At 63.8% G+C, this 26,603-nt stretch carries 28 protein-coding genes; 18 read left to right on the top strand and 10 right to left on the bottom strand.

What is annotated here, in order from left to right:
- Position 1 precedes the first annotated feature (1 nt).
- Positions 2-832, top strand: a complete 831-nt coding sequence (locus tag ACFVWG_RS21050) for a fumarylacetoacetate hydrolase family protein (RefSeq protein ID WP_391545023.1) — start codon at positions 2-4, stop codon at positions 830-832.
- Here the strand turns inward: ACFVWG_RS21050 and ACFVWG_RS21055 are convergent.
- From ACFVWG_RS21055 to ACFVWG_RS21070, 4 genes are read right to left on the bottom strand one after another with little or no spacing between them, the layout of a single operon-like run.
- Positions 810-1,706 carry an alpha/beta fold hydrolase gene (locus tag ACFVWG_RS21055; RefSeq protein WP_391545024.1) on the bottom strand — a complete coding sequence of 299 codons (897 nt, stop codon included), beginning with the start codon at positions 1,704-1,706 and terminating at the stop codon, positions 810-812. The two genes, ACFVWG_RS21050 and ACFVWG_RS21055, sit on opposite strands and share 23 nt — an antisense overlap.
- 40 nt (positions 1,707-1,746) lie before the next feature.
- Positions 1,747-2,388, bottom strand: coding sequence for a hypothetical protein (locus ACFVWG_RS21060; RefSeq protein WP_391545025.1), 642 nt, complete (start codon positions 2,386-2,388; stop codon positions 1,747-1,749).
- A 31-nt stretch (positions 2,389-2,419) separates the two neighbouring features.
- Positions 2,420-3,124: a maleylpyruvate isomerase family mycothiol-dependent enzyme gene (locus ACFVWG_RS21065; RefSeq protein WP_391545026.1), complete on the bottom strand. Its 705-nt coding sequence runs from the start codon at positions 3,122-3,124 to the stop codon at positions 2,420-2,422.
- The gene (locus ACFVWG_RS21070; protein WP_391545027.1) at positions 3,121-4,227 is read right to left on the bottom strand and encodes a cupin domain-containing protein; all 1,107 of its coding nucleotides are present in this window, start codon (positions 4,225-4,227) and stop codon (positions 3,121-3,123) included. The genes ACFVWG_RS21065 and ACFVWG_RS21070 overlap by 4 nt, the downstream gene beginning before the upstream one ends.
- A gap of 49 nt (positions 4,228-4,276) precedes the next feature.
- Here ACFVWG_RS21070 and ACFVWG_RS21075 point away from each other — a divergent pair, with 49 nt between their 5' ends.
- From ACFVWG_RS21075 to ACFVWG_RS21085, 3 genes are all read left to right on the top strand, one after another.
- Positions 4,277-5,023, top strand: coding sequence for an IclR family transcriptional regulator (locus tag ACFVWG_RS21075; RefSeq protein WP_391545028.1), 747 nt, complete (start codon positions 4,277-4,279; stop codon positions 5,021-5,023).
- A gap of 73 nt (positions 5,024-5,096) precedes the next feature.
- Positions 5,097-6,161 (top strand): tartrate dehydrogenase, encoded by a 1,065-nt coding sequence (locus tag ACFVWG_RS21080; RefSeq protein ID WP_391545029.1) that lies wholly within the window; start codon positions 5,097-5,099, stop codon positions 6,159-6,161.
- Positions 6,158-7,270, top strand: a complete 1,113-nt coding sequence (locus ACFVWG_RS21085; protein WP_391545030.1) for a glycerate kinase — start codon at positions 6,158-6,160, stop codon at positions 7,268-7,270. The genes ACFVWG_RS21080 and ACFVWG_RS21085 overlap by 4 nt, the downstream gene beginning before the upstream one ends.
- Positions 7,271-7,565: 295 nt before the next feature.
- On the opposite strand, the gene ACFVWG_RS21090 is transcribed toward ACFVWG_RS21085, so the two are convergent.
- The 3 genes from ACFVWG_RS21090 to mobF form a co-directional block, all read right to left on the bottom strand.
- Positions 7,566-8,075, bottom strand: coding sequence for a hypothetical protein (locus ACFVWG_RS21090; RefSeq protein WP_391545031.1), 510 nt, complete (start codon positions 8,073-8,075; stop codon positions 7,566-7,568).
- Entirely contained in the window at positions 8,075-8,905 is an 831-nt protein-coding gene (locus tag ACFVWG_RS21095) for a hypothetical protein (protein WP_391545032.1), read from the bottom strand. Before ACFVWG_RS21095 ends, ACFVWG_RS21090 begins: the two co-directional genes overlap by 1 nt.
- A gap of 895 nt (positions 8,906-9,800) precedes the next feature.
- Positions 9,801-13,400 (bottom strand): MobF family relaxase, encoded by a 3,600-nt coding sequence (gene mobF, locus ACFVWG_RS21100; protein ID WP_391545033.1) that lies wholly within the window; start codon positions 13,398-13,400, stop codon positions 9,801-9,803.
- Between the two features lie 245 nt (positions 13,401-13,645).
- On the opposite strand from mobF, the gene ACFVWG_RS21105 reads away from it, so the two are divergent.
- From ACFVWG_RS21105 to ACFVWG_RS21140, 8 genes are all read left to right on the top strand, one after another.
- Positions 13,646-13,984, top strand: a complete 339-nt coding sequence (locus ACFVWG_RS21105; protein WP_391545034.1) for a hypothetical protein — start codon at positions 13,646-13,648, stop codon at positions 13,982-13,984.
- Between the two features lie 196 nt (positions 13,985-14,180).
- A complete protein-coding gene (locus ACFVWG_RS21110; protein ID WP_391545035.1) occupies positions 14,181-15,278 on the top strand; it encodes a hypothetical protein in 1,098 nt (365 codons plus the stop codon).
- The gene (locus ACFVWG_RS21115) at positions 15,275-15,796 is read left to right on the top strand and encodes an ImmA/IrrE family metallo-endopeptidase (RefSeq protein WP_391545036.1); all 522 of its coding nucleotides are present in this window, start codon (positions 15,275-15,277) and stop codon (positions 15,794-15,796) included. The genes ACFVWG_RS21110 and ACFVWG_RS21115 overlap by 4 nt, the downstream gene beginning before the upstream one ends.
- A 2-nt stretch (positions 15,797-15,798) precedes the next feature.
- Positions 15,799-16,137, top strand: a complete 339-nt coding sequence (locus tag ACFVWG_RS21120) for a hypothetical protein (RefSeq protein ID WP_391545037.1) — start codon at positions 15,799-15,801, stop codon at positions 16,135-16,137.
- The gene (locus ACFVWG_RS21125) at positions 16,124-16,333 is read left to right on the top strand and encodes a helix-turn-helix transcriptional regulator (protein ID WP_391545038.1); all 210 of its coding nucleotides are present in this window, start codon (positions 16,124-16,126) and stop codon (positions 16,331-16,333) included. The genes ACFVWG_RS21120 and ACFVWG_RS21125 overlap by 14 nt, the downstream gene beginning before the upstream one ends.
- A gap of 554 nt (positions 16,334-16,887) precedes the next feature.
- Positions 16,888-18,159, top strand: a complete 1,272-nt coding sequence (locus tag ACFVWG_RS21130) for a hypothetical protein (protein ID WP_391545039.1) — start codon at positions 16,888-16,890, stop codon at positions 18,157-18,159.
- A gap of 13 nt (positions 18,160-18,172) precedes the next feature.
- A complete protein-coding gene (locus tag ACFVWG_RS21135; protein WP_391545040.1) occupies positions 18,173-18,766 on the top strand; it encodes a hypothetical protein in 594 nt (197 codons plus the stop codon).
- Positions 18,767-18,874: 108 nt separating this feature from the next.
- Positions 18,875-19,576, top strand: coding sequence for a S1 family peptidase (locus ACFVWG_RS21140; protein ID WP_391545041.1), 702 nt, complete (start codon positions 18,875-18,877; stop codon positions 19,574-19,576).
- 672 nt (positions 19,577-20,248) lie between these two features.
- On the opposite strand, the gene ACFVWG_RS21145 is transcribed toward ACFVWG_RS21140, so the two are convergent.
- Positions 20,249-20,455, bottom strand: coding sequence for a hypothetical protein (locus ACFVWG_RS21145; protein ID WP_391545042.1), 207 nt, complete (start codon positions 20,453-20,455; stop codon positions 20,249-20,251).
- 176 nt (positions 20,456-20,631) lie between these two features.
- Here ACFVWG_RS21145 and ACFVWG_RS21150 point away from each other — a divergent pair, with 176 nt between their 5' ends.
- Together ACFVWG_RS21150 and ACFVWG_RS21155 are read left to right on the top strand one after the other, a co-directional pair.
- Entirely contained in the window at positions 20,632-21,321 is a 690-nt protein-coding gene (locus ACFVWG_RS21150) for a multiprotein-bridging factor 1 family protein (protein ID WP_391545043.1), read from the top strand.
- A gap of 88 nt (positions 21,322-21,409) precedes the next feature.
- Positions 21,410-21,952: an HD domain-containing protein gene (locus tag ACFVWG_RS21155; RefSeq protein ID WP_391545044.1), complete on the top strand. Its 543-nt coding sequence runs from the start codon at positions 21,410-21,412 to the stop codon at positions 21,950-21,952.
- On the opposite strand, the gene ACFVWG_RS21160 is transcribed toward ACFVWG_RS21155, so the two are convergent.
- A complete protein-coding gene (locus ACFVWG_RS21160; RefSeq protein ID WP_391545045.1) occupies positions 21,949-22,425 on the bottom strand; it encodes an NUDIX hydrolase in 477 nt (158 codons plus the stop codon). The genes ACFVWG_RS21155 and ACFVWG_RS21160 overlap by 4 nt on opposite strands.
- Positions 22,425-23,168: a helix-turn-helix domain-containing protein gene (locus ACFVWG_RS21165; protein WP_391545046.1), complete on the bottom strand. Its 744-nt coding sequence runs from the start codon at positions 23,166-23,168 to the stop codon at positions 22,425-22,427. The genes ACFVWG_RS21160 and ACFVWG_RS21165 overlap by 1 nt, the downstream gene beginning before the upstream one ends.
- A gap of 128 nt (positions 23,169-23,296) precedes the next feature.
- On the opposite strand from ACFVWG_RS21165, the gene ACFVWG_RS21170 reads away from it, so the two are divergent.
- The 4 genes from ACFVWG_RS21170 (at position 23,297) to ACFVWG_RS21185 (ending at position 26,573) form a co-directional block, all read left to right on the top strand.
- Positions 23,297-23,650: a hypothetical protein gene (locus ACFVWG_RS21170; RefSeq protein WP_391545047.1), complete on the top strand. Its 354-nt coding sequence runs from the start codon at positions 23,297-23,299 to the stop codon at positions 23,648-23,650.
- A 565-nt stretch (positions 23,651-24,215) separates the two neighbouring features.
- Positions 24,216-25,082 (top strand): hypothetical protein, encoded by an 867-nt coding sequence (locus ACFVWG_RS21175; RefSeq protein WP_391545048.1) that lies wholly within the window; start codon positions 24,216-24,218, stop codon positions 25,080-25,082.
- On the top strand, positions 25,069-25,542 hold the full coding sequence (locus ACFVWG_RS21180) for a PPC domain-containing DNA-binding protein (protein WP_391545049.1): 474 nt from the start codon (positions 25,069-25,071) through the stop codon (positions 25,540-25,542). Before ACFVWG_RS21175 ends, ACFVWG_RS21180 begins: the two co-directional genes overlap by 14 nt.
- Before the next feature lie 74 nt (positions 25,543-25,616).
- Positions 25,617-26,573: a hypothetical protein gene (locus ACFVWG_RS21185; RefSeq protein WP_391545050.1), complete on the top strand. Its 957-nt coding sequence runs from the start codon at positions 25,617-25,619 to the stop codon at positions 26,571-26,573.
- The last annotated feature ends 30 nt before the right edge of the window (positions 26,574-26,603 follow it).

The raw sequence follows: 26,603 nt of genomic DNA on the forward strand, positions 1-26,603 counted from the left end.
AGTGAGACTGCTGACAATTCGGGTCGACGGTGGAACCCGCGCGGTCCGGCAGGACGGAGAAAGTCTCGTCGAGATCGGCTTCGGGGATGTGGGCGAGCTTCTCGCCGATCCCGACTGGGCCCGGATCGCGGCAGCGGCGAGGGGGACGCGTCATCCTCTCGCGGGAACCGACCTCGCTGCTGTCGTCCCGCGACCGGGCAAGATCATCTGCGTCGGGCTGAACTACCGCGGTCATATCCTCGAGATGGGGCGCGAGCTGCCGGAGTACCCAACACTGTTCTCGAAGTACGCCGACGCCTTGATCGGACCGTACGACGATATCGAGCTGCCGCCTGAGGATCCGGCCGTCGACTGGGAGGCCGAGCTTGCCGTCGTCATCGGGAAGCCCGGTCGGCGGATTGCCGAGGCAGACGCTGCCGAGCACATCGCCGGCTTCACGATCTGCAACGACGTGTCGATGCGAACGTGGCAGTTCCGGACGAAGGAATGGCTGCAGGGCAAGAACTGGGAGCATTCGACGCCACTCGGGCCGGCACTCGTCACGCCGGACCAGTTCACACCCGGTGCGACGATCCGATCGGTCCTCGACGGCGAGACCATGCAGGAGTCGTCGACCGCGGACCTGGTGCACGGACCAGAGTTCCTGGTCAGCTACATCTCCACCATGGTCACTCTTCATCCGGGCGATGTGATTGTCACCGGAACGCCGGGAGGAGTCGGCCGGGCGCGCAAGCCACCGCGGTACTTGCAGGATGGGGAGGTACTGGAGACCAGCATCGACGGTCTCGGCGTACTGCGTAACCGCGCGGTCAGCGGTTCTGCACAAGGCTGAGGATCGCCGCCGCGAACTCTGCAGCTGCTTCTTGGGGAAGGTTGTGACCCGCGTGCGGGATGCGGCGGTGCTCTCGCCGCTGGGTGAAGTGCCGCGCGTGGGCCTCGCCGTCACTCGCGGCCACCACCGCGTCGTCGTCGCCGTCGATCGTGATGGTGGGAACGGTGATGGCCGGCAGTTCAGCCAGCCGTGACTGCACCTGGACGAGGGCAGGATCGCCGGCCGCGAGGCCGAAGCGATGCCGGTAGGAATGGGTGACCACAGCAACGAAATCCGGATTGTCGAAAGAGCTTGCCGTTCGATCGTAGGTCTGCTGGGTGAACGACCAAGTGGGCGACCAGAGGCGCCAGAGCAGGTCGCAGAGTTCGCGTCGGTGCAGATCGAGGCCCTTGCGGCCACGCTCCGAATGGAAGTAGTACTGATACCAAAGGCGGTGCTCGATCTCCGGCGCCGCCGGTACGTCGGCGGCGGCGAGATCCTGGATCAGGTAGCCGTTCGCGGAGACCAGGAAGTCCACTCGCTCCGGATGCAGGGCGGCGACGACGCAGGCCGCCCGGCCGCCCCAGTCGAAGCCGGCCAAGCCGGCGCTGTCGATGCCCAAGGCATCCATCAGCGCAAGCAGGTCCATCCCCAGCGCGGTCTGCTCGCCGGATCGCGGGGTGCTCTGGTCGAGAAACGCGGTGGGTCCATAGCCACGCAGGTACGGAACGATGACCCTGGCTCCTTGCGTCGCAAGGATCGCGGCGACCTCATCGAATGCCCTGACGTCGTAGGGGAATCCATGGGCCAGGATGACCGGCCCGCCCCGCGGATCGCCGCTCTCCTCGTAGGCGATGGCAAGCGCGCCCGCGGTGACGATCTTGTGGTTCGTCATGGCTCGGGTCCGGCGCAAGGATGGCTCAGGTCAATTCCGGTCAGATCAGGTCGAGAGTCGCTCGGTCGAGCAGCGGTGCCAGCTGCTCGCGGGCCAGTTCGGGCGTCACTACCTCGGCCGGTTCCAGCTTTCGGTAGCTGTAGCTGGCGGGGTCGTCGTACACCCGTTCGCCGATGAGCTTGGCGTCGGAGGTATAGGTGAAGTTCTGGATGATGGTGTGCTCAACCAGATAGTGAGCGTCCGGGTCGATGGCGAAGTCGACCTCTTCGGCGGCCAGCAGCGCGCCGGGCACCTGGTGGCAGAAGATCATCTCGGTCACCACCCCGAAGTCTGCGACACCGAGGTTGACCGCCCGCGCCGCCATCACGTTGGTACGGCTTTCGGCGACCTGCCGATAGAAGGCCTCGACGTCCGCGTGACCGGTGAGGACGTGGACGGCGCCTCGCTCGGCGATCCGGTACGCCGGTTCGGCGACGGTCAGCTCCGGAACGAGGATCTGGTCCCAGTAGCCGGACAGCTCGAGCAGCGCGTGCCGGAGATAGTTCTTCACGATCGCGCGATGCAGGGGCTTCTCGGTGGTCGCCAGTAGCTCCTCGATCTTCCGGGGCAGGTAGGTGACGTCAAAGGTCGGTGTGAGGTCGAGGGTGGTCAGCGCGTCGGCCGTGGTGAGTGTGGTGGTCATGGTTGCTCCGTCAGATTCGTTGGGGGACTGCTCACAGCCAGGCGGACAAAGAGGGAAGATCCGTGCGGTTTTCGCGGCCGGTCAGCCAGCCTGCCAGCCGGGCCAAGGGAGCCGAGACAAGTGTCGTGGGGCCACTGCCGTCCAGCTGCCAGGTGTCGACCGAGTCGATGGCTCGCAGGTCGAGGGCCGGGTCGGCGCCGCGGCTGCCCCGAAGTCGCAGGACATCGGTGATGAGGGTCCGGGCGAACGCCGGCTCGAGGTCGGCGAAAGTGAGGCCGGCGTCGAGATCGACGGAGTGTACGTTGACCTCCCTCGCTCGGAGCCACACCAGTTGCGAGGCGGCGATCTCGCGGCCCTGAGAGGTCATCACTGTGGCACTGAGGTGACGGGGCGAGAGTGACCCAAGGCCGGATTCCAATTCGTCGGCGGTGCGCTGGAGCCACGCTCGAAGGTAGGCGGTCGGCAGCCGGCTGCCGCGATCGATCGCAGCAATCCGGTCCTCCGCTGAGGCGTACATCAGGGTGACTTCACCGGTGCTCGCCCAGGTGACCAGGCGTCCGAGGCCTTCGGCATTGGCTGCGAGGTGCGCGATGAGGCGGCGACGTGACCAACCAGGCAACAGGGTCGGCTGGTCCAGTTCAGTGTCGGCAAGGCTGCCGACCAGCCCGAGAAACAGTGAGGTCCCACTCGCAGCCCACTGTTGCGCAAGGACGGGGTCGACCTCACCGCCATTCATCGAGTTTCGCGCCGATCAGCATGCAACCGCTCGAAGATCGGCGCGTCGGTGAAGCGGAAGAGGTCGAGCCCGCTTGCGGCCTCGAAGGACAGCCAGGTCCAGGACGGTATGGCCACCAGATCGCCCGGACCGACCTGCTGAGCCTGCCCGCCGACCTCGACCGTGCCCTCTCCGTCGAAGATCTGCCAGACCGCTGATCCGACCTCCCGTACCGGCGCGGTCCTTACTCCGGCGAGCAGACGGTGCATCTCGGCACGCATCGTCGGCATCACATCTCCGCCGTTGGTCGGATTGCTGAACCGGACCGCGGCATGGCCCGGTTCGACCACCCCGGCATGTCCCTCTTCTTCGAGAACCAACTGCTGAGTCAATGCGGCGTCGGTATGCTCCCAGCGATAGGCAGCTATCGGCGAACTCGGACGCGATTGGCTGCCGGCAACGGGGAGAAGTCCCGGATGCGCCCATAGGCGTTCCGATCGCGAGATCCGCGGCGTCGAGCGATCCGCAACGGTCTCCGGCCCGTCCTCGAAGAACCCCGAGCCCATCGCGTGGACGAAGGGGATGTCCAGGCCGTCGAGCCACGACATCGGAGTACTGCTCTGGTTGTGGTGTCCATGGAAGTGCCAGCCGGGGGTGAGCAGGAAGTCGCCACGTCGCATCGCCACGGGGTCGCCGTCGACAACGGTCCAGACACCTTCGCCCTCCAGGACGAAGCGGAAAGCGTTCTGGGTATGGCGATGCACGGGTGCGTCCTCGCCAGGGTTCAGGTACTGGATGGCTGCCCAGAGCGTCGGCGTCGCGAAGGGCGCCCCGCCGAGTCCCGGGTTGGCGAGGGCGATTGCGCGTCGTTCGCCGCCGCGGCCGACCGGCACCAGGTCGCCCGCCATCGCGGCCAACTCGCGTAAGCGGTTCCAGCGCCAGACATGCGGGATCGCTGCCGGGGTGGGGCTGAGCGGCATCAACTCGCCGATCTCTGTCCACAGCGGGACCAGCAGTTCGCGTTCGAATCCGTCGTACAGGTCGCGAAGTTCGGACGTGACCGGCGGCTGTCCCGGTGCGTCCAGGACCTCGAGAACGACAGGGGAAGGTGGCGCTGGAGTCATGTCCTTCAAGATATAACTACTTCTGGAGAGCAGGACGTACTATTCTGGTGTGAAGAACAAGCCCGCTTATGGGATCGAGTCGGTCGATCACGCGCTGAACCTGCTGACGGTCCTGCAGGAGGAGGGTTCGCTCCGCCTGACGGATGCCGCGGAGCGTCTCGGGGTCGCTCGGTCCACCGCGCATCGGCTGTTGGCCATGCTCGTCTACCACGGCTATGCGGCTCAGGATGAGCACCGCCGGTACGTCGCCGGCCCCGCGATCCAGTTCCGGCGGGGACTGCCGTCAGCTGAACAACTTCGCCGGTTGGCACTCCCGCACCTGCAGCAGCTCGTCGGGAGATGTGACGAGACGGCGAATCTCCAGGTCCTAGTGGGAGACCACATTCGCTTCGTCGCATCGGTGGAGAGCGAACACGTACTGCGGGTCGGCAACCGGGCCGGGCGAATGCTGCCCGCGCACCTGGCCTCCGGTGGGCTCGCGCTGCTGGCCTGTTTGAAGGAGACGGAGGTCGCCAGTCTCTATGCTGCCCCGGATGCGTCGCCGGTTGACCTTCCTCGGCTTCAGAGCGCATTGAGGCAAACCCGCAAACAGGGTTTCGCCCTCAATAACCAGAGCACCGAAGCGGGCGTCACGGCGATCGGCCGCGCCGTACGTGGCCCGGACGGCACCCCGCTTGCAGCGGTCTGTATCGCAGTACCCAGCGTGCGTTTCTCCCGTGAACGACTCGCAGAATGGTCGACCTCGCATGTCCAGGCTGTCGCCGCGATCGAGCGCGAACTGAAGGCCACGTCCTAATAGGCGTTGCCTATCTCTTGGGTGACAAGCTGCTCTTGGACACGACGCGACGGTGAACCGTTTACTTGCCTGTATGGCGACCACCAAGCACCGCATTGCGCTCATCCCCGGCGACGGTATCGGGCAGGAGGTGCTGCCGCCGGCGTGCGCTGTTCTCGAGGCGGTCGGGGCCCGTCATGGGATCGAGTTCGTGTATGACGTGTTCGGCTGGTCCTGCGAGCGGTACCTCGCGGAAGGCGCGATGATGCCCGCCGACGGGCTCGATCAGATCCGTGGGCACGATGCGATTCTGCTCGGGGCCGTCGGCTGGCCCGGCGTGCCGGATCACGTGTCTTTGTGGGGTCTGCTGATTCCGATCCGGCGGCAGTTTCGGCAGTACGTCAATCGCCGGCCGATCACCGTGCTCGAGGGGATGCGCAGTCCGTTGAGCGACGTTCAGGACGTCGACTTCGTGGTGGTCCGGGAGAATGTCGAGGGCGAGTACTCCGAGATCGGCGGCCGGCTGAACCGCGGCTTTCCCGATGAGATGGCCGTGCAGGAAGCGGTCTTCACCCGGCCGGGAGTCGAGCGCATTCTGGACTACGCCTTCACTCTGGCGGGCGAGCGGCAGGGCAATCTGGTGTCTGCGACGAAGTCGAACGGCATAGTTCACACAATGCCTTTCTGGGACGAGTTGGTGGTCGAGCAGGCCGAGCGGCATCCCGGCGTCACCTGGCGGCAGGAACACATCGATGCGCTCGCGGCCAAGATCGTGCTCGACCCGGCGCAGTTCGACGTGATCGTGGGTTCGAACCTGTTCGGCGACATCCTCAGCGATCTGGCCGCCGCGGTGGCCGGCAGCATCGGCGTCGCGCCGGCGGCCAACCTCAACCCGGAACGCGACTACCCGTCGATGTTCGAGCCCGTGCACGGTTCAGCGCCGGACATCGCAGGCCAGGGAATCGCCAACCCGCTCGGTGCGATCTGGAGCGCCTCGATGATGCTCGAACACCTCGGCCACCCGGAAGCGGCGATGGAGATCTTCGACTCCTTCGCGCACGTCTTGGCCTCCACCCCGGTGCGCACCCCGGATCTGGGCGGTACGTCTTCGACCAAGGAATTCACGTCCCAGATCCTCGAAGGCATCGGCAAGCGATGACACCTTCCGCCGGATTGCGAGTGCTCATCGCGCCCGACAAGTTCGCGGGCACGCTGACGGCGGTCGAAGCCGCAGCGGCCATCGGAGCGGGATGGCGTCGGTGTGATCCACAGGCAGAGATTCTCATCGCGCCGATGGCAGACGGCGGCCCAGGCTTCATCGACGTACTGTCCGGCGTTGTCGTTGGCGACCGGTTGCCGACGACCGTTCGCTCTCCGATGGGAAGGGAGGCAGCGGCGACGATCCTGCTCGCGGGCGACACGGCGTACATCGAGACAGCACAGGCATGTGGCCTCCATCTGGTGGAACCGGATCACCGCAAGCCCGAGGAGGCATCGACGTACGGCGTCGGTCAGTTGGTTGCTGCTGCGGCTGAGGCAGGTGCGAAGCGGATCATCCTTGGACTGGGCGGATCAGGAACCAACGACGCCGGCGCCGGCCTGTTGGCTGCTCTAGGAGCGACGGCGACCGGCGGTCGATTGGATGCAGGACCAGCCGGACTCGGCGACCTGACGTCGGTGGACCTTGAACCGGCCAGGCAGCGACTTGCGGGGATCGAGCTGGTCGTGGCAGCCGACGTGGAAAGCCCTCTGCTCGGCCCTCGTGGCGCGACACCGCTCTTCGGTGCTCAGAAGGGCATCTCCGACGATCGAAGGCCCGCCGTCATTCGTTGCATCACCCGGTTCGCCGACCTGGCAGACCGCGAGACCGCGGCTGTTGCAGGTGCGGGCGCCGCTGGTGGTCTCGGCTATGCGCTGTTGTTGCTGGGCGCCGAGTGCATGTCCGGTGTTGACCTGGTTGCCGACCTCGTCGGCCTGCAAGAGAAGGCGTCAGGAGTCGACCTGGTGTTGACCGGGGAGGGTGCGTTCGACCGACAATCAGGTGAAGGCAAGGTGGTCGCCGGCGTGGCCAAGATCGCCATGGCAGCGAGGCGTCCCTGCATCGTCCTGGCCGGCAGGGTTCTGATCTCCAAGGCAGAAATGCAAGCGATGGGGGTCGACACCGCTGAGGCCCTGGTCGACGTTGTCGGCGAGGATCGCGCCTTCTCCGATGCACGGGGTTCTCTAGCCCTCGTCGCCGAACGAGCCGCCCGTTCCTGGATCGGGTAGGTCGACGCGGGCGCCGGCCTCGACTATGCCCGGATGCGCTCGACACCCCATATCGTCCGTCGACGTTGTGTTGGCTGCGGCCCACGACGCTGACGTACAACGTAAGAGCGGTGGTGGCAGGCAGGGCATCGGATGGAATTCCGTGCCCGCGAAAGCGAGCCGCTGACCCTTGCGGGCAAGGACGCGACGGGATGGGGTGCGCCCGCCCGTCCCTTGAGTGAAATCGCGTGCTGGCCCAGCCTCTGTTCCACATCACTGGCTTGGCGGTGGGCGAATGAGGTATCCCCAGGCCGGGCTATGCAGTGCGATCGGTCGACGGCAGTGAGGAAGCAGCTTCTATCGACAGATCGGTGACCTCCGCGGTGCGCAATGCGTCGACGACGCGGTCGCTGGCGCGGCACCTAAAGGTCTGGAAGCCGTTGCTGAATCGCAGGTCGTAGGCGGGGTCTCCGTCGATCACGGCGAAGCCGACGAAGTCTCCCAAGGACGAGCTATCCCGGTTCAGGACATCAACTGGGAACGTCCGGTATCCAGTTGCATCAATGCTCTCGAGGACGTCGATGAACCTTCGGGAGGCGATCTTGCACATGCCGGTGGTCCACAGAAGGTCACCGACGCGTGTCCCCCGGTTGTCGCGAACGAACCGGGGGACGAAGCCGAGCCGAGCTGTGTCGCCGTTGGCGATCAGGTCGTAGATGTCGGTCCCGTCAGGCAGCTTCCACGGCCCGCGGACGAACTGGCCGTCGTGGTGATGACGGACCCAGACGTCGCGGGTCGTAGAGCGGGCCTGCAGCAGGTAGGTCATCAGGGGCATTTGTAGACGTACAGCGGGTCGTTCGAGAACGTATCGCGGGCCTTCAGAACTTGGTCGCGGGTCGGGTGCGGGTTCTTGTCGATCCAGGCCTGCCATTTGTCGTTGTAGTTCTTGGCCATGCTCGGATGGTTGCCCTTGACCCCAGCTCGCGAGCACCACCAGACGAGGTACTGCGGGTCGTCAACGGTGTAGATCCCGGGAACGCTCTCGAAATAGGTTCTCCACTTGACCGGCAGAGTGTGGTGCGCGGCTGACTCAGCCTGGGTACCGAACGTTTTCAGGTCGAGGTTCTTGACCTTGTTGCTGTAGTTGAACGTCCAGCCGATCCAGAAGTTCGACAGCTTCATCCACTCGGCCTTGCCTCCGACCGGGCCGACGTTCGCGTAGAACGCGCCGTCAGGAAAGAGCTTCGAGTGCATGCCATTCGACTGGCACGCCGCGGGCACATTGACGGGCGCCTGCTCGATCCACATAGGGTTAGTGCCCTTGGTCGGACTCGGATCACCTGGGACCGTGACGATCCTCGCGGGCAGTACGGACTCGTACTTCTTGCCCGTTTTGTCCCAGCAATAGACGCCGATTACCACCTGCGCGACGCTGGGCACAGCCGCTCGGTTGCCGAGCTGAATACCTAGCGGAACGTTGGGCTGGCTTGGTTCCGTCACCAGCGGTGACAGGACGTAGCTCGTGTTGGCTGGAGTGACCAAGATGGGCGGCGCCGCAGTTGCAGATTGACCAGTAGCGGATGCTTGCGAAGTTATGAGCGCGCCGGTAAATATTGTTGCCGCGGCTAATGCACCTAGGCGGCGGATACGTGACACCACAGATCTCCTCGGTAGGCGGGAACGTTTCGCCTACCCAACGTAGATACCGAAGTGTCCACGTGAGGAGACCTTCAGGGCAGATTGCACGTTCCTGCAAAACCGCCATCTGTGATTCTTGCGCTGGCTGACCGCGCGGCAGGTGGGCTGGTGAATAGCACACGTCACCGTGCATGTCCAGGAATCTGCAGGAAGGTGCAATGCGGGTGGTGCAACGGCATTGCAGGTGCCTAGAGTCAACCGCACATCACTTTTCGGAGGCACCCCATGCATAAGAATCTTATTGGCGTTGGCATTGCATCCGTCGCTCTGCTTGGAATCCCGCTCAGCGCATCCGCCGCCAGTTCCACGAGCCACGCTCCGACATCGCAGTGGATCGTCATCACCGGGGTTACGGGAAAATTCCTCTACCCGGGGCACGGTATTGAAGTCACCGACACTGCCTGTGATGATGACTCCGTGTATGCAAATTGGCGGACGCATGGGGGTCAGACTCAGAAAATCGCGAATACCTACGGGTGTGGTGAGTCTAAGGAGGGTGGCATTCCCCATGGGACTGGCACTTATATCGAATGGCGAGTCTGCGTCGATAAGTCCTGGCCGACGAGTGATTCCTGCTCGGGTTGGGAGACGGACCAGTTGCTCTGATCCGGACGTCCGAGGGTTCGATGCTCTCCCTCATTGAGCAGCGACCTGATGTCTGATTTTCTCGACATGCTGTCCAGTTGGCCGTACTGCAGGAGCGATGGCCCTCGGTGGTGGTGGTTATCCCGCTGTCCGCGATCGGCGTCAGTCCACTCAACCGCAGTCGGCCGGTGGCCGCGGTCACCAGGACGGTCTTGACTGCGTTTCGCCGAATCTTCACGACCTCGACCTCGGCTATCGCAGGGCCTGTCTATCTCGTTGCTTGCCGACTGTGAGAGGCAACGAGCTCCGTGTCGTGGGTCGGCTGCAGATCGGTCGCGGGCTTACCAAGTTCTGCCGAGATCTGCATGTATTGCGCACGCTGCGCGATCGAGCGCTCTGCCGGCTCGGATCCTAGGATCGACGGGCCGGCAATTGCGTATCGCTCGCGGTAAGCGACGATCCGTCGAAGGTAGGCGCTCCGTGACGAGTCAGGTCGGCTTGCGGTCAGCTTGACTAACGCCTGGTACCAACTCGGGCCTTCACGTGTCGTTGTAACGACTAGCCAGTCGATGCGTTGGGCTATCTGTGCCTCGAGTTCCCTGAGGGGTGGAAGAAGCGAGGGATCGCTGACTCGATAAGCCGGGGTCAGTAGTCCTGCGATTGTCGCAGGACTACTGCCGGTTTGCTGTAGTGATCTCTTAACGAGTCGTTCGACTCTCGTGTGGAGGATCGCGGCGGGGTCGTGGGCATTGGTCATAGTTGATTGGGCGACCGCTTCGCGTAGGACGTCGGACATGGTGAGACGGATGTGCTCGGCGCGACGCAGTTCGGCGATGAGGGCGCCGCAGGCGGGTGATGCGTGTAGAGCTGCCTGGCTGCTGGCGTCGAGACCGCTTAAGGCGACCGCCTTGCCAAAACGTGTGCGGGCGTCGAGCTGGCACAGATGTTCGTAGATCGGGACTAGACGGTCCAAACGGGTGGCGTCGTCGAGTTCTTGGCGCATGACTTCGTGTGCGGAGAGCTCGACGCCGGCGTTGGTGAGGACCGCTTCCAAGACGTCTCGCATGGTTTGCTCGAAGTGGGGCTCGTGGAGGTCTGGGGTGGGTTGGTGGGTGGCTACGTAGGCGTGATTGGCGTTGCGGCCGCGGGTTAGGCCTACGTAGAGCAGGGCTCGGGTGAGGTTGTCAGTGACTACAAGGTGGGCGGTGTCGACAGTGGCACCTTGGGCTCGGTGGGCTGTGGTGGCGTAGGCGAGTTCTACGGATTCTTGGACATAGCTGGTGGGAAGGGTGACTGTCGCCGAGGTGTCGTTTCGGACGGTTAGGGAGCCGTCGGGCCAGCGGTGGATGGCGGTCCAGCGGTCGCCGTTCTGGACGAAGCTGCTCTTTCCGTAGCGGAGGCGACGGTTGTTGAGGCGGGTGACGATGTGGTCACCTATGCCGACGTGGGTGCCGTCGTGGAGTTCGATGCCGTCGGGCTCTACTTCGCCGGTGGTGATGCGGTCGAGGCGGGCGCGGGAGTTGAGGCGGGCGACGGTGGTGTTGTCGGCGGCGATGAGGAGGCTGGTTTTGCCTGCGTGGGTGTCGGCTCGCCAGGCTTGGTAGGCGGCGTCTTCCATCTCGCCTGCTGGGCCGGCTGCGAGGCGATCGTGGTCGTCGTAGGTCTCGATGACGCTGAGGTGGCTGGCGCGGAGGGCGAGGCTTGCGTCGCGTTCCCAGGGGTTGGTGAAGCGCCAGACATCGCTGAGTTCGGCGGCGTTGGTGTCGTTGGCGATGAGGCGGAAGGCGCCGCCGGTGTCAGCTGCTCCGAGTTGGGCGTCGTCGCCGACGAGGAGGAGTTTGGCTCCGGCGCGGTCGGTGGCGCGGGCGAGGGTGGCGAGTTCCATGGTGCCGGCCATGGAGGCTTCGTCGACGATGACGAGCTGGTCCTCATGGAACGTCCAGCAGTCGTCTTCGGCGCGGAGGCCGGCCAGTTGGATGGCGAGGTTTTGGTGGCGGTGTCGACGGCGGTTGCGGTGGGCGAGTTGAGCGGCGTACTCGGTCTCTTGAATGCGTTGTCGGCGGATCTCCGCGCCCAGGCCGGCGGACTCATAGATCCATTTGGCGATGTTCTCGGTGGGCGCTCCGATAGCATCCGAGAGGATCGTGGAGGCGGCAGATGACGGTGCGAGAGCGATGATCGCGCCTTGACCGTGAGCTCTTTGCCAGGTTGAGCTCAATGCGGACAGGAGGCTCGTCTTGCCGGTTCCGGCCGGGCCGCGGAGGGCCTCGACCTTCTGCCCGCTGGTGGCGATGCGATGAAGTGCGCGGACCTTATCGGCGCTCAGGTTGTCTGTCTGGACCAGCCGGCCACTGATCTTTGGGCCGGATGGGTTGCGCGCGAGATCGAGGAGTACGGCTTCGGCGCCGAGGATGACGGGCGAGGTGTAGATCTGGCCGTTGTGGATGGTGAAGACGCTCTCGCCGCTGGCGCGAGCTGTCGGGACGGCGACTAGGTCCGGTGCGGTGAGGCTGACCGAGTGCTGTTCGGCGCGCTCGACGATCGAGTGGAGTACGTCGAAGCGGTCGCTCGACGAGATCAGCCGAAGTAGCCGGGTCTGGCGGGCCGCCTCAGCTAGTAGGTTCCAGCGGGTCCAGGTGGCGCGCTTGTTCTGGAGGGTCAGAACGGTGGCCGCGCCGTAGGCGTCGAGGGTTTCTGGGCTGAGATCTGCGGCGGCGAGTGGTCGCTCGCCTTGCTGGTTGAGGGAGTGCTGAATCGTGGCCAGGACGTCTGCGCCGATGGCTCGATTCGCACGGTTCTTCCACTCGGCCATCATCGCTGCGAGTGGTCGCGTCTGGTGCTTCGGCGGCCGGTTCAGGAGCGTTGCCTGCTGTCTGAGGGCGTACATCTCACCGCGGTTGGGCGGGCGTTGCTGGTCGCCGCGTTGTTCGAGCAGTGCGGCAAGGTTGGCCTCGATCTGCTCTGTCCTGGCCGAGAACTCGTTGATCAGTTCGTCAGGGATCACGTCGATTTCGAAGGCTGGATTCCGGTTGGAGCCGCGGTCGCGTAGCTCCCATCCGATGCCGAGGCGTCGGGTGAGGTTGTCGGCTAAGAAGACGTTGTGGATCTCGGACATCGCTACGGTCGCGCGATGGAGTACGCGGCTGTCGAGCGTCCGCCAGAGGCCGTCCTCGCGGCCTTGAACGCGGTTGGCGACGACCACATGGGTGTGAAGTTGTGGGTCGCCGCTGCGTGTGTCCCAGTGGTCGAACGATGCGGCGATGAGGCCGCGGATGTCGATTTGCGCGATGCCCTGTTCGCCGGTCCGGGTGAAGGCTGCGTGCTGTTCGATCAACGCGACCACGTCATGGACGGACTCGTGATGCGCGGCGACGATTTGCTCCTGTACGCCGACATCGGTCGTTGCCCACAGCGCTGATACCGACTTGGCGGGGGAGAACGTGAAGTCGAAGCCGGCCACGGCCTGTTTCGTCTTCTTGCGCATCTCGGTCTTGCGGATCTGTGCAATCGCGGCCTGTCGCTGCGCGTCATCCAAGCCCGGCGCGAGGCCACGGATTTGAGCTCGGATCCGATCGGACGGGGACTGATAAGTCGGATACGGGCGCCCGAGGATTCGACCGTTGAGCGGGTCCTCGCCGCGACCGAAGAGGGCCGCCATCGAGTCCTCGGTCACCTCGGATCCGGCCAGTAGCTGTCCGTCTGCGAGGCCGGCTAAGCCACTGCCAATCCATCGGCCAGGTGGGTATCCGCTGGAGGTGTAGTAGGCCGTCAGAGGGGTCGCCATCCTGCGGTCAACGTCGCCGGACGCGATGTGCTGTAGGAGGTATTTGTAGCCGTCGCCGGCCGTCAGTCGATGGATCGTCAGCATCCGGAGCCGCCCAGTGGATGGGCTGCGGGACCTTGTCGAGTTCGCGTCATGACCACTCAACGGGACAAGCGTCGTACGACTGATTCCTGCCGTGTCGGCAGAGCCTGCTCCTCAAGTGCCAGATGTGTGACGGTGCTTCCCCTTGCCGCGAAGGCCAAAAAGTTGTCCTCGGCATCCGTTGAGTCGCGATGAACCCATCGGCCAGTCCTGCGGGCGGCACTCAGGACTCCAACGGAAGGACGCAGATGAACACACAAGATGATCCGGTACGACGACGTCTCGTCGACCTGGTCACTCGCGCTGAGGCGATCGTCGAGGCGATGGAGTCGACCACGCTGGATGGCCGTTGGGCGATGACGGCGTTTAGTCGGTACCGGCTGTGCGCGCTGCTCGGCATCGCGCCGTACGGAATCTATGAGGGCAGTCTCGAGGCGGATCCAGTCGCGGTCCTCGAGGAGGCGGCGGGACTTGCAGACACGCTGGAGGTCTCCCTGGAGGAAGTCAGTTGGCGGCTGGCGCTTGGCGACGCACTCCGGACTGCGGCCACAGACATTCGGATGGTGCGCGATGCGCGCGACGTATGAGGACCTCTTGCGTGCTGCGCGTCGAACCGCGGTCGAGGCAGCGCAGAGCCGGTACAAGAATCGGTCCGAGGCTGTAGATGACTGGAGGGCTGTAGTCGCTGCGTGCGCGATCCATCTCCGCTGGTTGCGGCATCGATTCCGAGCGGCTGACCTGTATGGCGAGCCCGCCGTACAGTCTGATCGCCCACTGGGGCGCTTGGCTCAAGCGATCGGCGCCGGCAGCGATCTGCTGGCACTCCAAGACGCGGCGAACGCCAGCCTCCTCGACGATCCTTGGCGCCTTCGGGCTGCGCGAGCAGAAGTCGCGGCGATCGCGCTGATCGGCGCCGACTGTGTCATCGGGCATACCCGAAGTCGGACGCCTGAGCGACGTCTGGCGGAACTGACTAGTGGAGAGCTCGACAAAATCGCCAGCGACGGCGGGCTTAGCGGCGGACTGGGAGAGCTCGGTTTGCTCTCGGCTGGCGGACCTGTCAGCGCCGACGACGAGCTATCGATGTTGCCCCGGTACGCATCACGCTGGGAACGCGCCGACGACGACATCGCTGTGGAGACGTTGCTGACCCGCGATTTGCGATCCACGACGGCGCAGATCCGATGCGTCTGCGGATACATCTGGCATCTGGCCGGTCACCTGCACGCATCATCTCACGCCGAGCTGGGGGCCGTACGTCGGTTGGAGCTCGGCGTACTCAAGCAGACTGTGCGAGCAGCCGAAGCAGGTGCTTTGCGGACCGCGGAGTCATGGAGACGACGGCTATCGGATCTCGATGGACATACCGGTACGCCCAGTGAGGCCATGTTCGTGGAGCTGAGAGCCGCTTTGGATCAGCTCGTGCGTCCGGACGGGCAGCTACTCGGAGCCGACACATTGGTGACGGATCAGGCGACTGCCGTTCGCATTCTGGAGGCAGTTGACGAGATCGTCTGGTCTGCGGAGCAGGTCGCGCGGCGACAGCAGCGCGCGGCTGCGGTCTTGGTGAGTCATGGGCGTCTGTTCGTTCCACGACAAGACGTCAGCAACCAGGATCCGAGGTACTTGAACACACCGACCAACACCAGGTTGCTTCAGAGCCGGTGGCTGCGAACCACTCGCCCGGAGTTCTTCGCCGCATTGACCGCGGGCCTGGCTTGGACCGCCGATCATCTCTCGGTCGCGTCCGACATCGCTAGGCGGCTGGCTGGCACCTCTCAGGAGCGTCGCCCGAGTCATGGTCAGCCTCTGCGTAGACCTGCGCCTGATCTCGAGCTACCAGAACTTCCGGGCATCCATGAGCACGGGAGGTTGCTATGAGCAACGAGCCGGAGAAGGTGCGCCGCCTGTGGGTCGCGTTGCGGCATCAGGCACAGCTCAAAGGGTCCAGCGTTGTCGTGGAATCGATGGAGGCTACGGCGTCTGCCTACTGCGACTACGGCACGAAGAAGGTTGTGATCTCCGATCGCCTCAAGCCGGTGGATGCGCTCGCCCGATTGGCCCACGAGGTCGGGCACGTGCACCTCCACACGAGCCTCTCACTGCCAGATCGCGGTATTCGTGAGATTGAGGCTGAGCTCTTCGCATACGCGATGCTGGCGAACAACGGGATTAGGCCCGATGACTCGTTGCTTCACTACATTGCGAACTGGGCGATGCGCGTCGCACCGCAGGCTCCGGAGGTCCTGGTTGAGACGCTCTCCGAGCAGCTCGTTCCGGCGACAAGACAGATCAGTGTTCAGGTGCACAACTATCTGCGTGATCACATGCGGCCGGCACCGCAGCGCCTAGCCGAGCCACCATTCTTCTCGTCCGACTATGACGGCCCGGTGTTGTGACGATGGGCGCAAGCGAGAGAGCCGCCGCTCTGCGGCGTGCTCGCGATCGGCAGGCGAGGATAGAGGCCGCGACCGCCGGTGTGGTCGCGGCGCGCGGCAACGTCGTACGGGCAGGCGAAGCAAAAACTCAAGCGATGCAACGCCATGACGAGCGTATCGCCGCTGCCGAGGTGCTCTGCGAGTCAGAGACGACCCGACTGGCCAAGGCCTGCGCATCGGCCGAGGCCGCCGCCGAGATCCTTGGGATCTCGCAGAGGGAGGTACGGCGGATGGTCAAGGCCGAGCGCACTCGCCAGATGAACCGAAGCCCTCGGATGGAGCTGCGCGATGACGATGTCTGACGCCGATCCTCTGTGGGACATCGACCAGGTCGCGGCCTATCTGAAGGTTCCGAAACGCACCTTGTACCGCTGGCGAACGTACGGCTACGGCCCGCCAGGCGGGCGAGTGGGCCGCCACGTTCGTTACCGCGCGAGCGAGGTCATCGCTTGGTTCGGAAGCCTTAGCGATCATGATCGCGACGACGGCCGGAAATAGATCCCTCGTGCCACGAACGCCGTCTCATGGGCCGCCGGCCACCGTTCGCCGTCAACCGCCGGATAGCTTTCCGTTCGCTTGCCTACAACAAGGCTGGCAACCGCCTCTCAGCCGAGGTCGACGGCACCACCACCCAGACTCTGGCCAACAGCTCAGGCGGGCAGATCTCTTCGGACGGGTACAGCCACGGCGGAGGCCAGACGTCCATTGACGCACGATGCTGCGCGCTCTCGAGCGTTGCCACTTCCTGCAATCTTCACAAGATGCATACCTCCTGACTACCGAGCGTGGCATGATCTTGAGCCAGAGAGACTGGGGCTCTCGGAACAGGTGGCCTGTCTTCTGGGCAACTGGCTCGTCTGCGCCCCTGGCACCTGGGGGAAACATCGATCTTGAGATCGATCTCGCCTGAATCTCGCGCTTGAAGACTACTTGAGCGCGGCGCCTCAGGCATTCACCGACGAGGTTCCAGACCCAATGAGGTGTGGTCTGGACCGAGCTCGACGCTGCCGTCGTACTGGTTCGCAGCGAGTTCGTTGATTGAGGGGACGAAGATGCTCTTCAGGGGAAGCATCGCGCTGCTCACAGCAGGCGGACTGCTTTTGGGAATGAATACAGCCACGGCGGCTGGCACCGAACCGAACGAGGCGGCAGACCCGGAGGTCTCGGCCTTGCCCGACTCGAGTACGTTGCAAACTCCAGTTGTCAGCAAGGGTCGCGTACTGCGAAGCGATGGCACGCCGGCAGCCGGCAGCAATCTGGTACTTCTCGCCTGGCCGAGCAACGACGTGACTGACAAGCAGGTAGTCGGCGACACCGTGAAACTGCAGCCGATCGCCCGGGCCACATCCGACGCCAATGGTCAGTTCGAGGTCCGGATCGCCAGCAACTCCTCACTGGAGCCACTGGCTGGTCGCGACGGAATTGTGAACATGGAACTGACCGCTGAAAAAGGCGACGATGCCGTCCTGCCGTTCAGCTTTCCGCGCAAGCTGAATGTCACTAAGACACCAGACGGCGAACGAGAGCTGGTCCTCTCGAACGTCAATAGCGACGAGTCCGAAATAGCAGTTGCCGAGCCGGGCGACCTCGAACTGACATTGCAGGGAGCTGGCGTCGACAAGAATGCCCCCGTCGGGGAGCCCGCGCCTGAAACCGACGACGCAGACGCAGTTATCCATCAGGAGCCGCGCACTACACCACTGCAGAAAGAGTGGACGACAAAGCTCGTCGCTGACTATGGTCCGAAGTGGGACCTGGTTGGTCAGCATTGGTCGACCACCACTGGAGTGTTGACGCAATTCAGCTTCTTGGATAGCTCGACAAGCGAAATCGGCGTCGGGGCTTCAGTTAGCGGAAAATACGGCAGCTTCAAGAAAAGCGGAACGATAGCAAGGTCAGCAGACGGCGATATCACCTTTCCTCGCGTCGGGGCAAACGCGAAGCAGTTCCACGACACCGCCTACCGCTTCGGGCGATACGAGCACACGCAATGGTCAATCCAGGGGCAAATCATTCAGCGCTATTACACAGTGCGGGCGCTGAACTGGGAAGGCGGCGCACGAACCCGAAATATCAAGTTCACGCCGGATACGCCCTACTGCAGTCAACCGTGGGGCGCGGGAACGAATTGGGCCAAAACCAGAACTAAGGCTATCCTCTGGACCAACGGATACGATGTCACTAATGTGGTTGGCCTCGAACTATCCACTGTCAGCGGCTACAGCATCAAAACCAAGATCAGCTATACTTTCCAGTTAGGCCGTAAGCTTTGCGGTGAAAAGGGACCCTTCGACGGAAATGCGCTAAAACTTGTCTCACGATGAACCCCGTCGCTGGATGACGGCTGCGGTGGCGACCCTGATCATGTTCGCCACCGCAGCCTGCAGCGAACGCGTGCTACCAGGCAGGGACTCGGATGGCCCGGCTGGCGTCGGTAGCGCCGACGAGGAGAGCCACCTGTGCACCCCTGGCGTCCGGAGTTCCGATGTCATGTACACCGCAAATACCGTGTTCAACAAGGGCGATCGACCGGCTGCCATCACCTCCGTATCCTTGCTTGAGGCCGATGGATTCGAGATTGTGGACGCTCTGATCGTTCCGATCAGGCGCAGTCCTGCCGATGGCACTTGGACGCTGATGTCGGCGCCGCCCGAGTGGCCGCCGCCTGCAAAGGCGCAGGCGGGCCCAGGAGTCGGTTGGTCCGAACGCAGGAACGCGGTCGGCGCAACCATCCCGGCGCGGACCGAGTACGGCCCTGATCCGGATCCGAAGATGGTCATGCTCGACCTGGTGCTTCATCTCCGGCGAGCGAACCCCGGATCCGCGTCGCGGTTCGCTGGCCTGCGCATTGAGTACGAGATCGACAAACGCGAATTTTACAACGAAGCCCGCACAGCATTCACTGTCACCAACGGGGAATGCCCTGAATAGTTGTCGAGAAGGTGGAGGATAATGCGACCGTCGTGGTTGACGTTGGTGTCGGCGGTCGCATTGACTCTGCTTGGCGCGACAGCGTGCGGCAGCAACGACACTGCCGGGGTGCCCGACGATTCCGCAGTTCAGGAACCGGGCAGCGTGGCGCTGATCAACGCAAGCGCGCCGCTTGATGACCTCTTCGGCGCACAGTTCTGCGGCGGGACGCTCATCCGCCCTAACGTAGTTCTTACCGCGGCGCACTGCATCGAGGGCCGACCGGTGAGCCGCATAGAAGTGGTTGTAGGTGGCAACAACCTGTGCCGCACAGCGGCGATAGCGGGTGAGCGCATTGCGATCGAGTCCTTCCATATTGCGAAACCCGCCAGTCTCGACGCCGGCATTCTCATCTTAAAATCTCCCTCGACAGTTCCGCCGGTCAGACTAGGGGACATCTCCGATAGCCCCCAGGATGCCCTGACCGCAGTGGGATGGGGCCGCATCGACCAAGCCGAACCCGCGCCATGCCGCAAGCACGGTGTGCCGCTGCGGCCGGCCGACGCAGCGAAGTGTCAGCTAGCCGAAGCCGCAGCGCCCGAACTGAAGTCGGACGACCAACTCTGCGCCATCCCTGAAAAAGTTGCCACGCGGAATACGTGTAGTGGCGACTCCGGCGGCCCTGTTTTTCAGACCACCGATAAGCAGCTTCGCCTCGTGGCGATCACCAACTGGGGCGACGGCTGCAAACTGGACGGTGTTGGTTTCTACACTCGTACATCAGCCCTTTCCACATGGATTGATGCCCTGGTTTCAGCAACCGGCCGTTGAAGGTCGCTGCACTGCTTCGTCGCGGCAGTCGTCCCTATCGCATGGAGTGGGCGTGCCCCCAGAGCCAGCGGTGGAAGGACCGGATCTGGCGGCGTAGGCGTTTGTAGGTGAGGGTTCGCGTTGCAGAGTCGTCCGAACTGTGCGATTTGGCATGGGCAGGGTTCCTGCCACCGACAGGGGAGACGGCGGCAGGAACCCTGGTTCCCCGTGTTCTCCACCGCGCGGTGAGGCGCGAGGTGGAGTTGGAAGGCGTGACCGACGCGGAGACCGCCGCTCGACACGTCAGCCACGCCGGCTCAGGTTCGCAGGGGCGAAGTGCAGGAAGCGGCGGGCTCGCTGTCTACGTCGAAGGGGTCAGGGTCGAGCCAGCGAATTTCTGATGCGCCCAGGTGCCCATGTACTTCGAGGAGATCGCCGACGCTCGTCCAGAACGTGGCGCAGGGGTGCTTGCCGAGCCACTTCACTGCGACCCATTGCTGGCCGTCATCGTTTGGCGGGAACTCTACGAGTAGGGCCACCACCCCTGTGCCGCTGACGCCAGAAGGGTCGCGGAACCGGTACAGCTCGCCACGACGCATCATCGCCGACCCCACCACAGGTCGTAGACGACGTCGCAGACCATCCCGAGTCCGAGAACCGCACTGGCGATCAGGATCATCCACCACTCGGTGCTCATCGTGTGGCCTGTCCGTGGCCATCGACAGTGTCCGAGGCGTAGCTGTCGGCCTTGTCGACGGTGACCGGCAGACTCGCGAACCTACGCTTCATCGCATCGGCGAACGGCTGGGCGAGTTCTGGCGTTGTGGTCCGGTCAACGAAGGCGACCTTCCCGAACCAGACGCGTACACGTTGCCGTTCAGATGCGGTTGTCTCGTGCATCCTCGGCACCCCTCCATCAGTTTGGTGGTCGCTCGACGGCACTGCCGAGCGTGCCCTAAGCCTGTCGGCGACAGGCGGGACAGCAGAAGCCCGTTCTCAGACATTTACGGACATTTCGTGCTACTGTCGGATCAGACATTTACCGACATCTACCCATGGGTAAGGGTGCGATTCGAGTGAACGAGGTGCTCCGGCGGGCGATGTACGACGCGGGCTTCACTGAGGTGGACCTGTCGGTCGAACTCTCCGTCGATCCGAAGACGGTCCGGAACTGGATGCGGGGTCAGGTACCTCACCCCGGTAGCCGTGCCGCGCTTGCTGCTGCTTTGGGTGTTGACGCCGACGTGTTGTGGCCGAGGCTTGATGCAACGCTGCCAGGATCCAGCAAGCCGTCGGATCTGGCTGCGGTGTACCCGAGGCGCTCCGGTATCACTCGATCCGACTGGCTTGCATTCTTCGGCTCGGCTCGCACGGAGGTCGCGTTGCTCGCTAACGCCTCGGACCTGCTGCTGCAGGATGCTGAGTTCGTCCAGCTACTCGCGGCTAAGGGTGAGGCTGGGGCTCGGGTGCGATTCGCGCTTGCGACGGTGCAAACGGGATCCACAGCGTCCGTGAGGCTTCTGCATCCCTTGATGCAGGCTGGCGCAGTCGAGTTGCGGGTGCACGACGATGCGGGGATGTACAACTCGATCTACATCTCTGATGAGCAGTTGCTCGTCAACCAGCGTGCGTACGGGTTGTCCGACTCGGAGTCGCCGGTGTTTCACTACCGCCGCTCTGAGCACGGAGAGATGTTCGGTACCTACGTGAGCAGCTTCGAGCTGATCTGGTCAGCGTCTCGGGAGTGCGTGAGTCCGGGCGGCTGATCGTGCGGACATCTCCGGGCAACTGACTACCTGAAGATTTCGCCAGATGTGGTTCTGATGTCCAGGCCGTCCGTCGTACTGTCGAATGATGATCGATGTCGAGGAAGCCATGGCCTTGGCCGGGCGATTGCTCCGGGAACAGTTGCCGCGGCGCTGGGCACACACGCAAGGAGTCGGGTTGCGGGCCCAGGGGCTGCGAGAGACCTTGGGGGAGCGAGCTCGAGTAGTCGAGGTGGCTGCCTGGCTCCACGACATTGGGTATTCACCCGTGTTGCGTTCGACTGGCTTTCACCCGCTGGACGGCGCGCGGTATCTGCGGGATGTCGTGGTGGCCGAGGACATGGTGTGCCGACTGGTCGCGCATCACACCGGGGCTCTCGTTGAAGCCGATGAGCGCGGCATTCCCGAGTTGGTTGATGAGTTCCCACTGCCGGATGTCGAGTTGCTTGAGGCATTGACGTACTGCGATCTGACGACGGACCCGGACGGCTGCCGGGTCGAGGTCGAGGAGCGGTTGAGCGAGATTCTGATGAGGTACTCGAGCGGACATGTCGTGCACCGGTCGGTGGTTCGCTCCGCGCCATCACTGCGGAGGGCTGCCCTCAATACCCAAAGGCGACTACACCGTTAGTCGAAATAGATGGTCTCGCCAGGTGTGAGGTAGTGCTCGATGCGGCGACGCATCGAGCGGTCCATCTGGAGGCCGGCGAGCTTGGAACGCGGAACCCAATGGACCTGGGAGCTCTCGCTGCTCGTGGTCAGATCGCCGCCGGTGGCACGAGCACGAAGGAGGATGGAGAACTCCTGGCGGGCCTCGCCGTTGCTGGTGTAGAGGATGACGTGTTTCGGGTCGGTGTAGATGCCGATTACGTCGACGATCTCGCAGTCGACGCCGGTCTCCTCCTTGGTCTCGCGGACCCCTGCTTGCGACATCGACTCGCCGAGGTCGATGCCTCCGCCTGGCACAGCCCAGTTGCCGTTGTCCGTGCGCTCGATGAGCAGGATGTCGCCTTCGTCGTTCTCGATGACCACGTTGACCGAAGGGACCATGCTGTTGATCGTTGGTGCGTTCGGATCATCGTAGTAGTCGACACGCTTCGGCATCAGGCCTCCGTCATCGGCGTCGCGTCGGTCCAGACTCGTTCAAAGCTTTCGACGTAATGGCCCGCGAGTTCGCCCCCAGGAATCTTCCGGAGGTGCCACACCGGCGCCTGAGCAGCAGGCAGCCCGTACACATGGGTGTTGACGAACAAGCGGTCGTCGGCACGGTAGATCGAGTTGTACAAAACGGTCCGGTGGATCCTGAACTCGACGCCGGCGGTGCGCGAGAGATCGCCGTACAGGGCTATGGCATTCCGGATCTTGGCGGCCAACGCATCGCCGATCCCCTCTTCCCGCGCGCGGTCCGAGACACTCGCGTCGTTCGGGTCGCCGAGCAGGATCCGTATCCGGGCGCCGGCCTTCGCCTGCTTCCGAAGGATGCGCTGGAAGCCGGCATCCTCAGCCAGGAACAGGCCAGCGTAGACAAGAATGCCGATCTCCTCGGTGCCCGATCGGAAGAGATGGCGCCAGTCGTCGCTCGGTACGTCGGATCGCCGGGGGTAGACCTTGACGATCTCACTCTCGGAGATGGCGGCGGCTTTGTCGCGGGGGAGTGCGTCCGGCCAGAGGTAGGATTCGTCGCGGCCGAGGCGGGCCGCTACCGCGTGCCTGTTCCGTGCGAACGGGAGGTAGTCGCCGACAACCCACCGTTCGATGGTCTTGACGTTGACACCAAGCTCCTCCGCGAGGGCATGATGGGTCAGGCCTTGCTCCACCATCGCTGCTCGCAGTCTTTCGTTAGGCACAAGACCTAACCTAAGACATTTCGGGACATTTTGAGGCCAACTGAGACATCCCGGAGATGTCGGCCGATGTCGTGTCGCTGTCCGACGGTCCTGGTGCATCCTGCCTGCACGAACCCGAGGAGGGGGACATGCGAGGCAGGAAGATGTACGCGTTCGAGATTGCCACGCGCGGTAACGCCAGCGAGTGGGTGACCGCGGCGTCCGGGGTGGGTGTGTTCAGTCGGGCGCCGAAGCCGACTGTGCGAAGCATCGCTGAGCGGTGGATCCACGAGCAGACTGGCCGGCTCCGCGGTGGTCGGCTGGTTGTCGTTGGGCGACGGCGGGGAGCTCCCCGTGGCTTCGTGCCCAGCGTGCGGATCAGGCTCTTGGACCGCGCCGGTCACCGCCCGCTGGCTTCGGCGTACATCGGAGTCGATCGGCGGGACGTCGTACGGCGAGATGGTTACGAGCTACCCACCCCGATGGGTGTCGATCGTGGGTGACCGTGGTCGGAAACCCAACAAGGCGCTTCGCAATGCTCGCGGTCCGTTGTCGCAAGAAGTCCTGGCCGAGAGGCTCAACGCATCGATCTACCGGGCGACCGGCCAGGTCGCGGAGATCTCGTCGAAGGTGATCTCAGACTACGAGCGAGGCTGGTACCAGTGGCCTCGGGAACCCTTGCGAAGCGCGTTCTGCGAGGTACTCGGGGTACAGACGCCAGAGGAGCTCGGATTCCAGAATCCTCGGTCAGGGCCGCGGCCGTTAACGCCTGCGTCCGTTGACCTGCTCGCGCTAGCCGAGGCGAGGAGCGCATCGGGTCCAATCGAGTGCGTCAGGGTGCCGGCTGGTCGGTCGTACTTCGGCGCTGACCTCTCAGCTCACTACACCAGCGCGAGTCGACAAGGCGGCGAACTCCTTCTGGTTGATCCCAGCGAAGAGATGCTGGCAGGACTTGTTCGGCCCGATCGGCGGTCGCTGGTGGTGGCGGTAGATCGTGATCAACGGAGTTACGTCGCCGATGGCCGTCGATTCATGGACCGAGCTGGACGTGGTGCACCTTCGCAGGCGGTGCCCGCCGCGAACATCGTTGATGATCTGACCGTCGGGATCATTTGGGCGACGACCAACGCCGATTCGTCGCTGCTTGCTGATGACGCCCACCTTGAGCGGAGCCAGGCGTATGTCACGGATCAGGAGGGACGGTCAGTCTCGTGTGGGGATCTCGAGGAGGTGCCCCTTCTCAACCCGGTGGCCGCCCAGTGGCTGGGATCCCAATTCTGCTCCCGGCACATTCTGCGCAACCTGGACCAACTCGGGGAACAGCCGTTCTTCTGGACTCGTGAGCAACGGGGTGAGGAGGCCGCGGCCTGGTTGCTGTGGTCACACAAGTTCGACTACCTGCGGCGTACGTCGCGAAGGTTCACGAGTCTGCGTCGCGGCTTCTGTATCCCGGAGAGCGAGGTCCAGGCTTCGCCTGGCTATGAGCGGGTGTTGCTCTTGCTCGCGGTGGCGCTGATGGAAGGCTTCGGTATCAAGGTGGAACTCAGCGTGGAGCCCGAGCATGCTGAGGTGGAAGGCTTTGTGCTGGCGGGCCAGGCTGTCGTTGCCAACTGGCTAGGCAGCCCGGGCCTGTGGTGCGTCGAGGCCAGCGCCTCACCCTCCCGCCTGGTCACCTACCGGGACCTTGCCGGCCAGGTGAGCGGCGAATCATCGCTGCCTCAGATGACGCCAGCTGGACGCTTGGAGGCGCTAGCTGACCACCTGCAGGTGCCGTGGAGTTGGTTCCGGCGAAGGTGCACAGAGCTTGCAACGGCGGGTGTCGACGACATTTGTCACCCGCGCAGCCGCCTACTGTCGACCCGCGGGCTGAACACCGCCATCAGCTTCGTGTCCTACATCGACGTCCTCGAAGGAGAAGACTTTGCGCGCCGCTGAACTCACTATGGGTCGGACCTTCGCGGTCCACTTCGACCATGGCGACGACTTCTACAGAGCTCTGGCCGAGTTCTGCGCCGAGCACGACGTACGCCAGGGCTTCATCCCGATGTTCATCGCCGGCATGCGCGAGGTCCAGCTCGTCGGCACCTGCGAGAAGCTCGAGAACCCCGACGCCCCCGTCTGGAGCTCCGTGCACCTCGAGAACGTCGAGGCCGTCGGCGGCGGCACGCTGGCGTACGACGAGGAGTCCTCGACCGTCCTCCCGCACATCCACGTATCCGTTGGACTTAAAGCCCACTCTGCCGCTGCCCACACCAGCCATCTGCTCGGCGCCAAGATTCAGTTCCTCACCGAGATGTACGTCGTCGAGGTATCGGGACCGCAGTTCACTCGCCAGCGCAACCCAGACCTCTACGACGTTCCCTTGCTGCAGTTCGGACCTCGCATCGACCAGTAAGGCAGCTTTTCCAGGAGTCCTGGACTGACAAATCCAGGTTCTGAAGGAAAGCCCCGGCCTCGAGCGTCGAGGCTGTGGATCACTTGGAACCATGGAGAAAGGCCTCAGAGTCCAGCTCAGTAAGGGAAACTGCCCGGCTGGAGGAATCGAGGCGCGCACGACTGGTCGAGGTCAACGGTGTCGCTGCGCAGTTCTACCGACGAGAGCTATTGCGAGACAAACGAGCCCCGGCGCGGCAGTACATAGAGTCCGCCGGCGTCGCGGAGCTTCTCGATCCCGGCTCGCACTGGTCCGTGGGGTACGCCCCCGATAGCCGATCGCGCCTCACGAACCACCTCAGATCTCGCGGGTTCGATCTGGCAACCGTTCGCGATGCCGGCCTGGGATCCTTGGACGCAGACGGCCGCACCGTCGATCGATTCCGTGATCAATTGATGCTGCCAGCAAGGAACTACCGCCTGCAGATCACTGGATTCGTTGGAGTCCGCCAGGGCGACAAGTCGCCGTACTACACAGCGACCCCGACCACTCTCATCCATAGGCGCTCATCCAGCCTGATCGGCTTGGCCGAGCAACTCGACCTCCTAGACTGCGAAGCCACGCCGATCCTGGTGAACGACCCACTGGACGCTCTGGCCATCGAGTGCCTCAGTAGATTGAGTGGCGGTCGATGGGCAGGCATCCCACTTTGCGACATGGTGCCATCAAGTCATCAGGCGAGAATGCTCGGCCTCCGAACGGTAACCGACACCGTTGTCGTCCTGGTCAAAGACAAGAGGCAGGCACGACGCATCCTGTCCGAGTGCCTCCCGGACCTGTCCAGATCGTTCCGCCGGGTCCAGGCGGTGGAGCTTCCTAGCGCAGAAACCCCTGCAGTCTTGGCGCAGGCGCCTAATGGCTTGCAGCGTTTACACGACGCTCTCCTCCTCACACGGCCACTCAGTGACTACCAATCGCACCGTCGAGAGCGTTCACGAGCGGCCTCGCCGACCGCGGTCAGTATCGAGGACCATTCGGGACCCTGTTTATGACGGCAAGGCAGTAGGGCAGCATGAACGCCG

It is taken from the genome of Kribbella sp. NPDC058245, from assembly GCF_042882005.1.
Taxonomy (GTDB): Bacteria; Actinomycetota; Actinomycetes; order Propionibacteriales; family Kribbellaceae; genus Kribbella.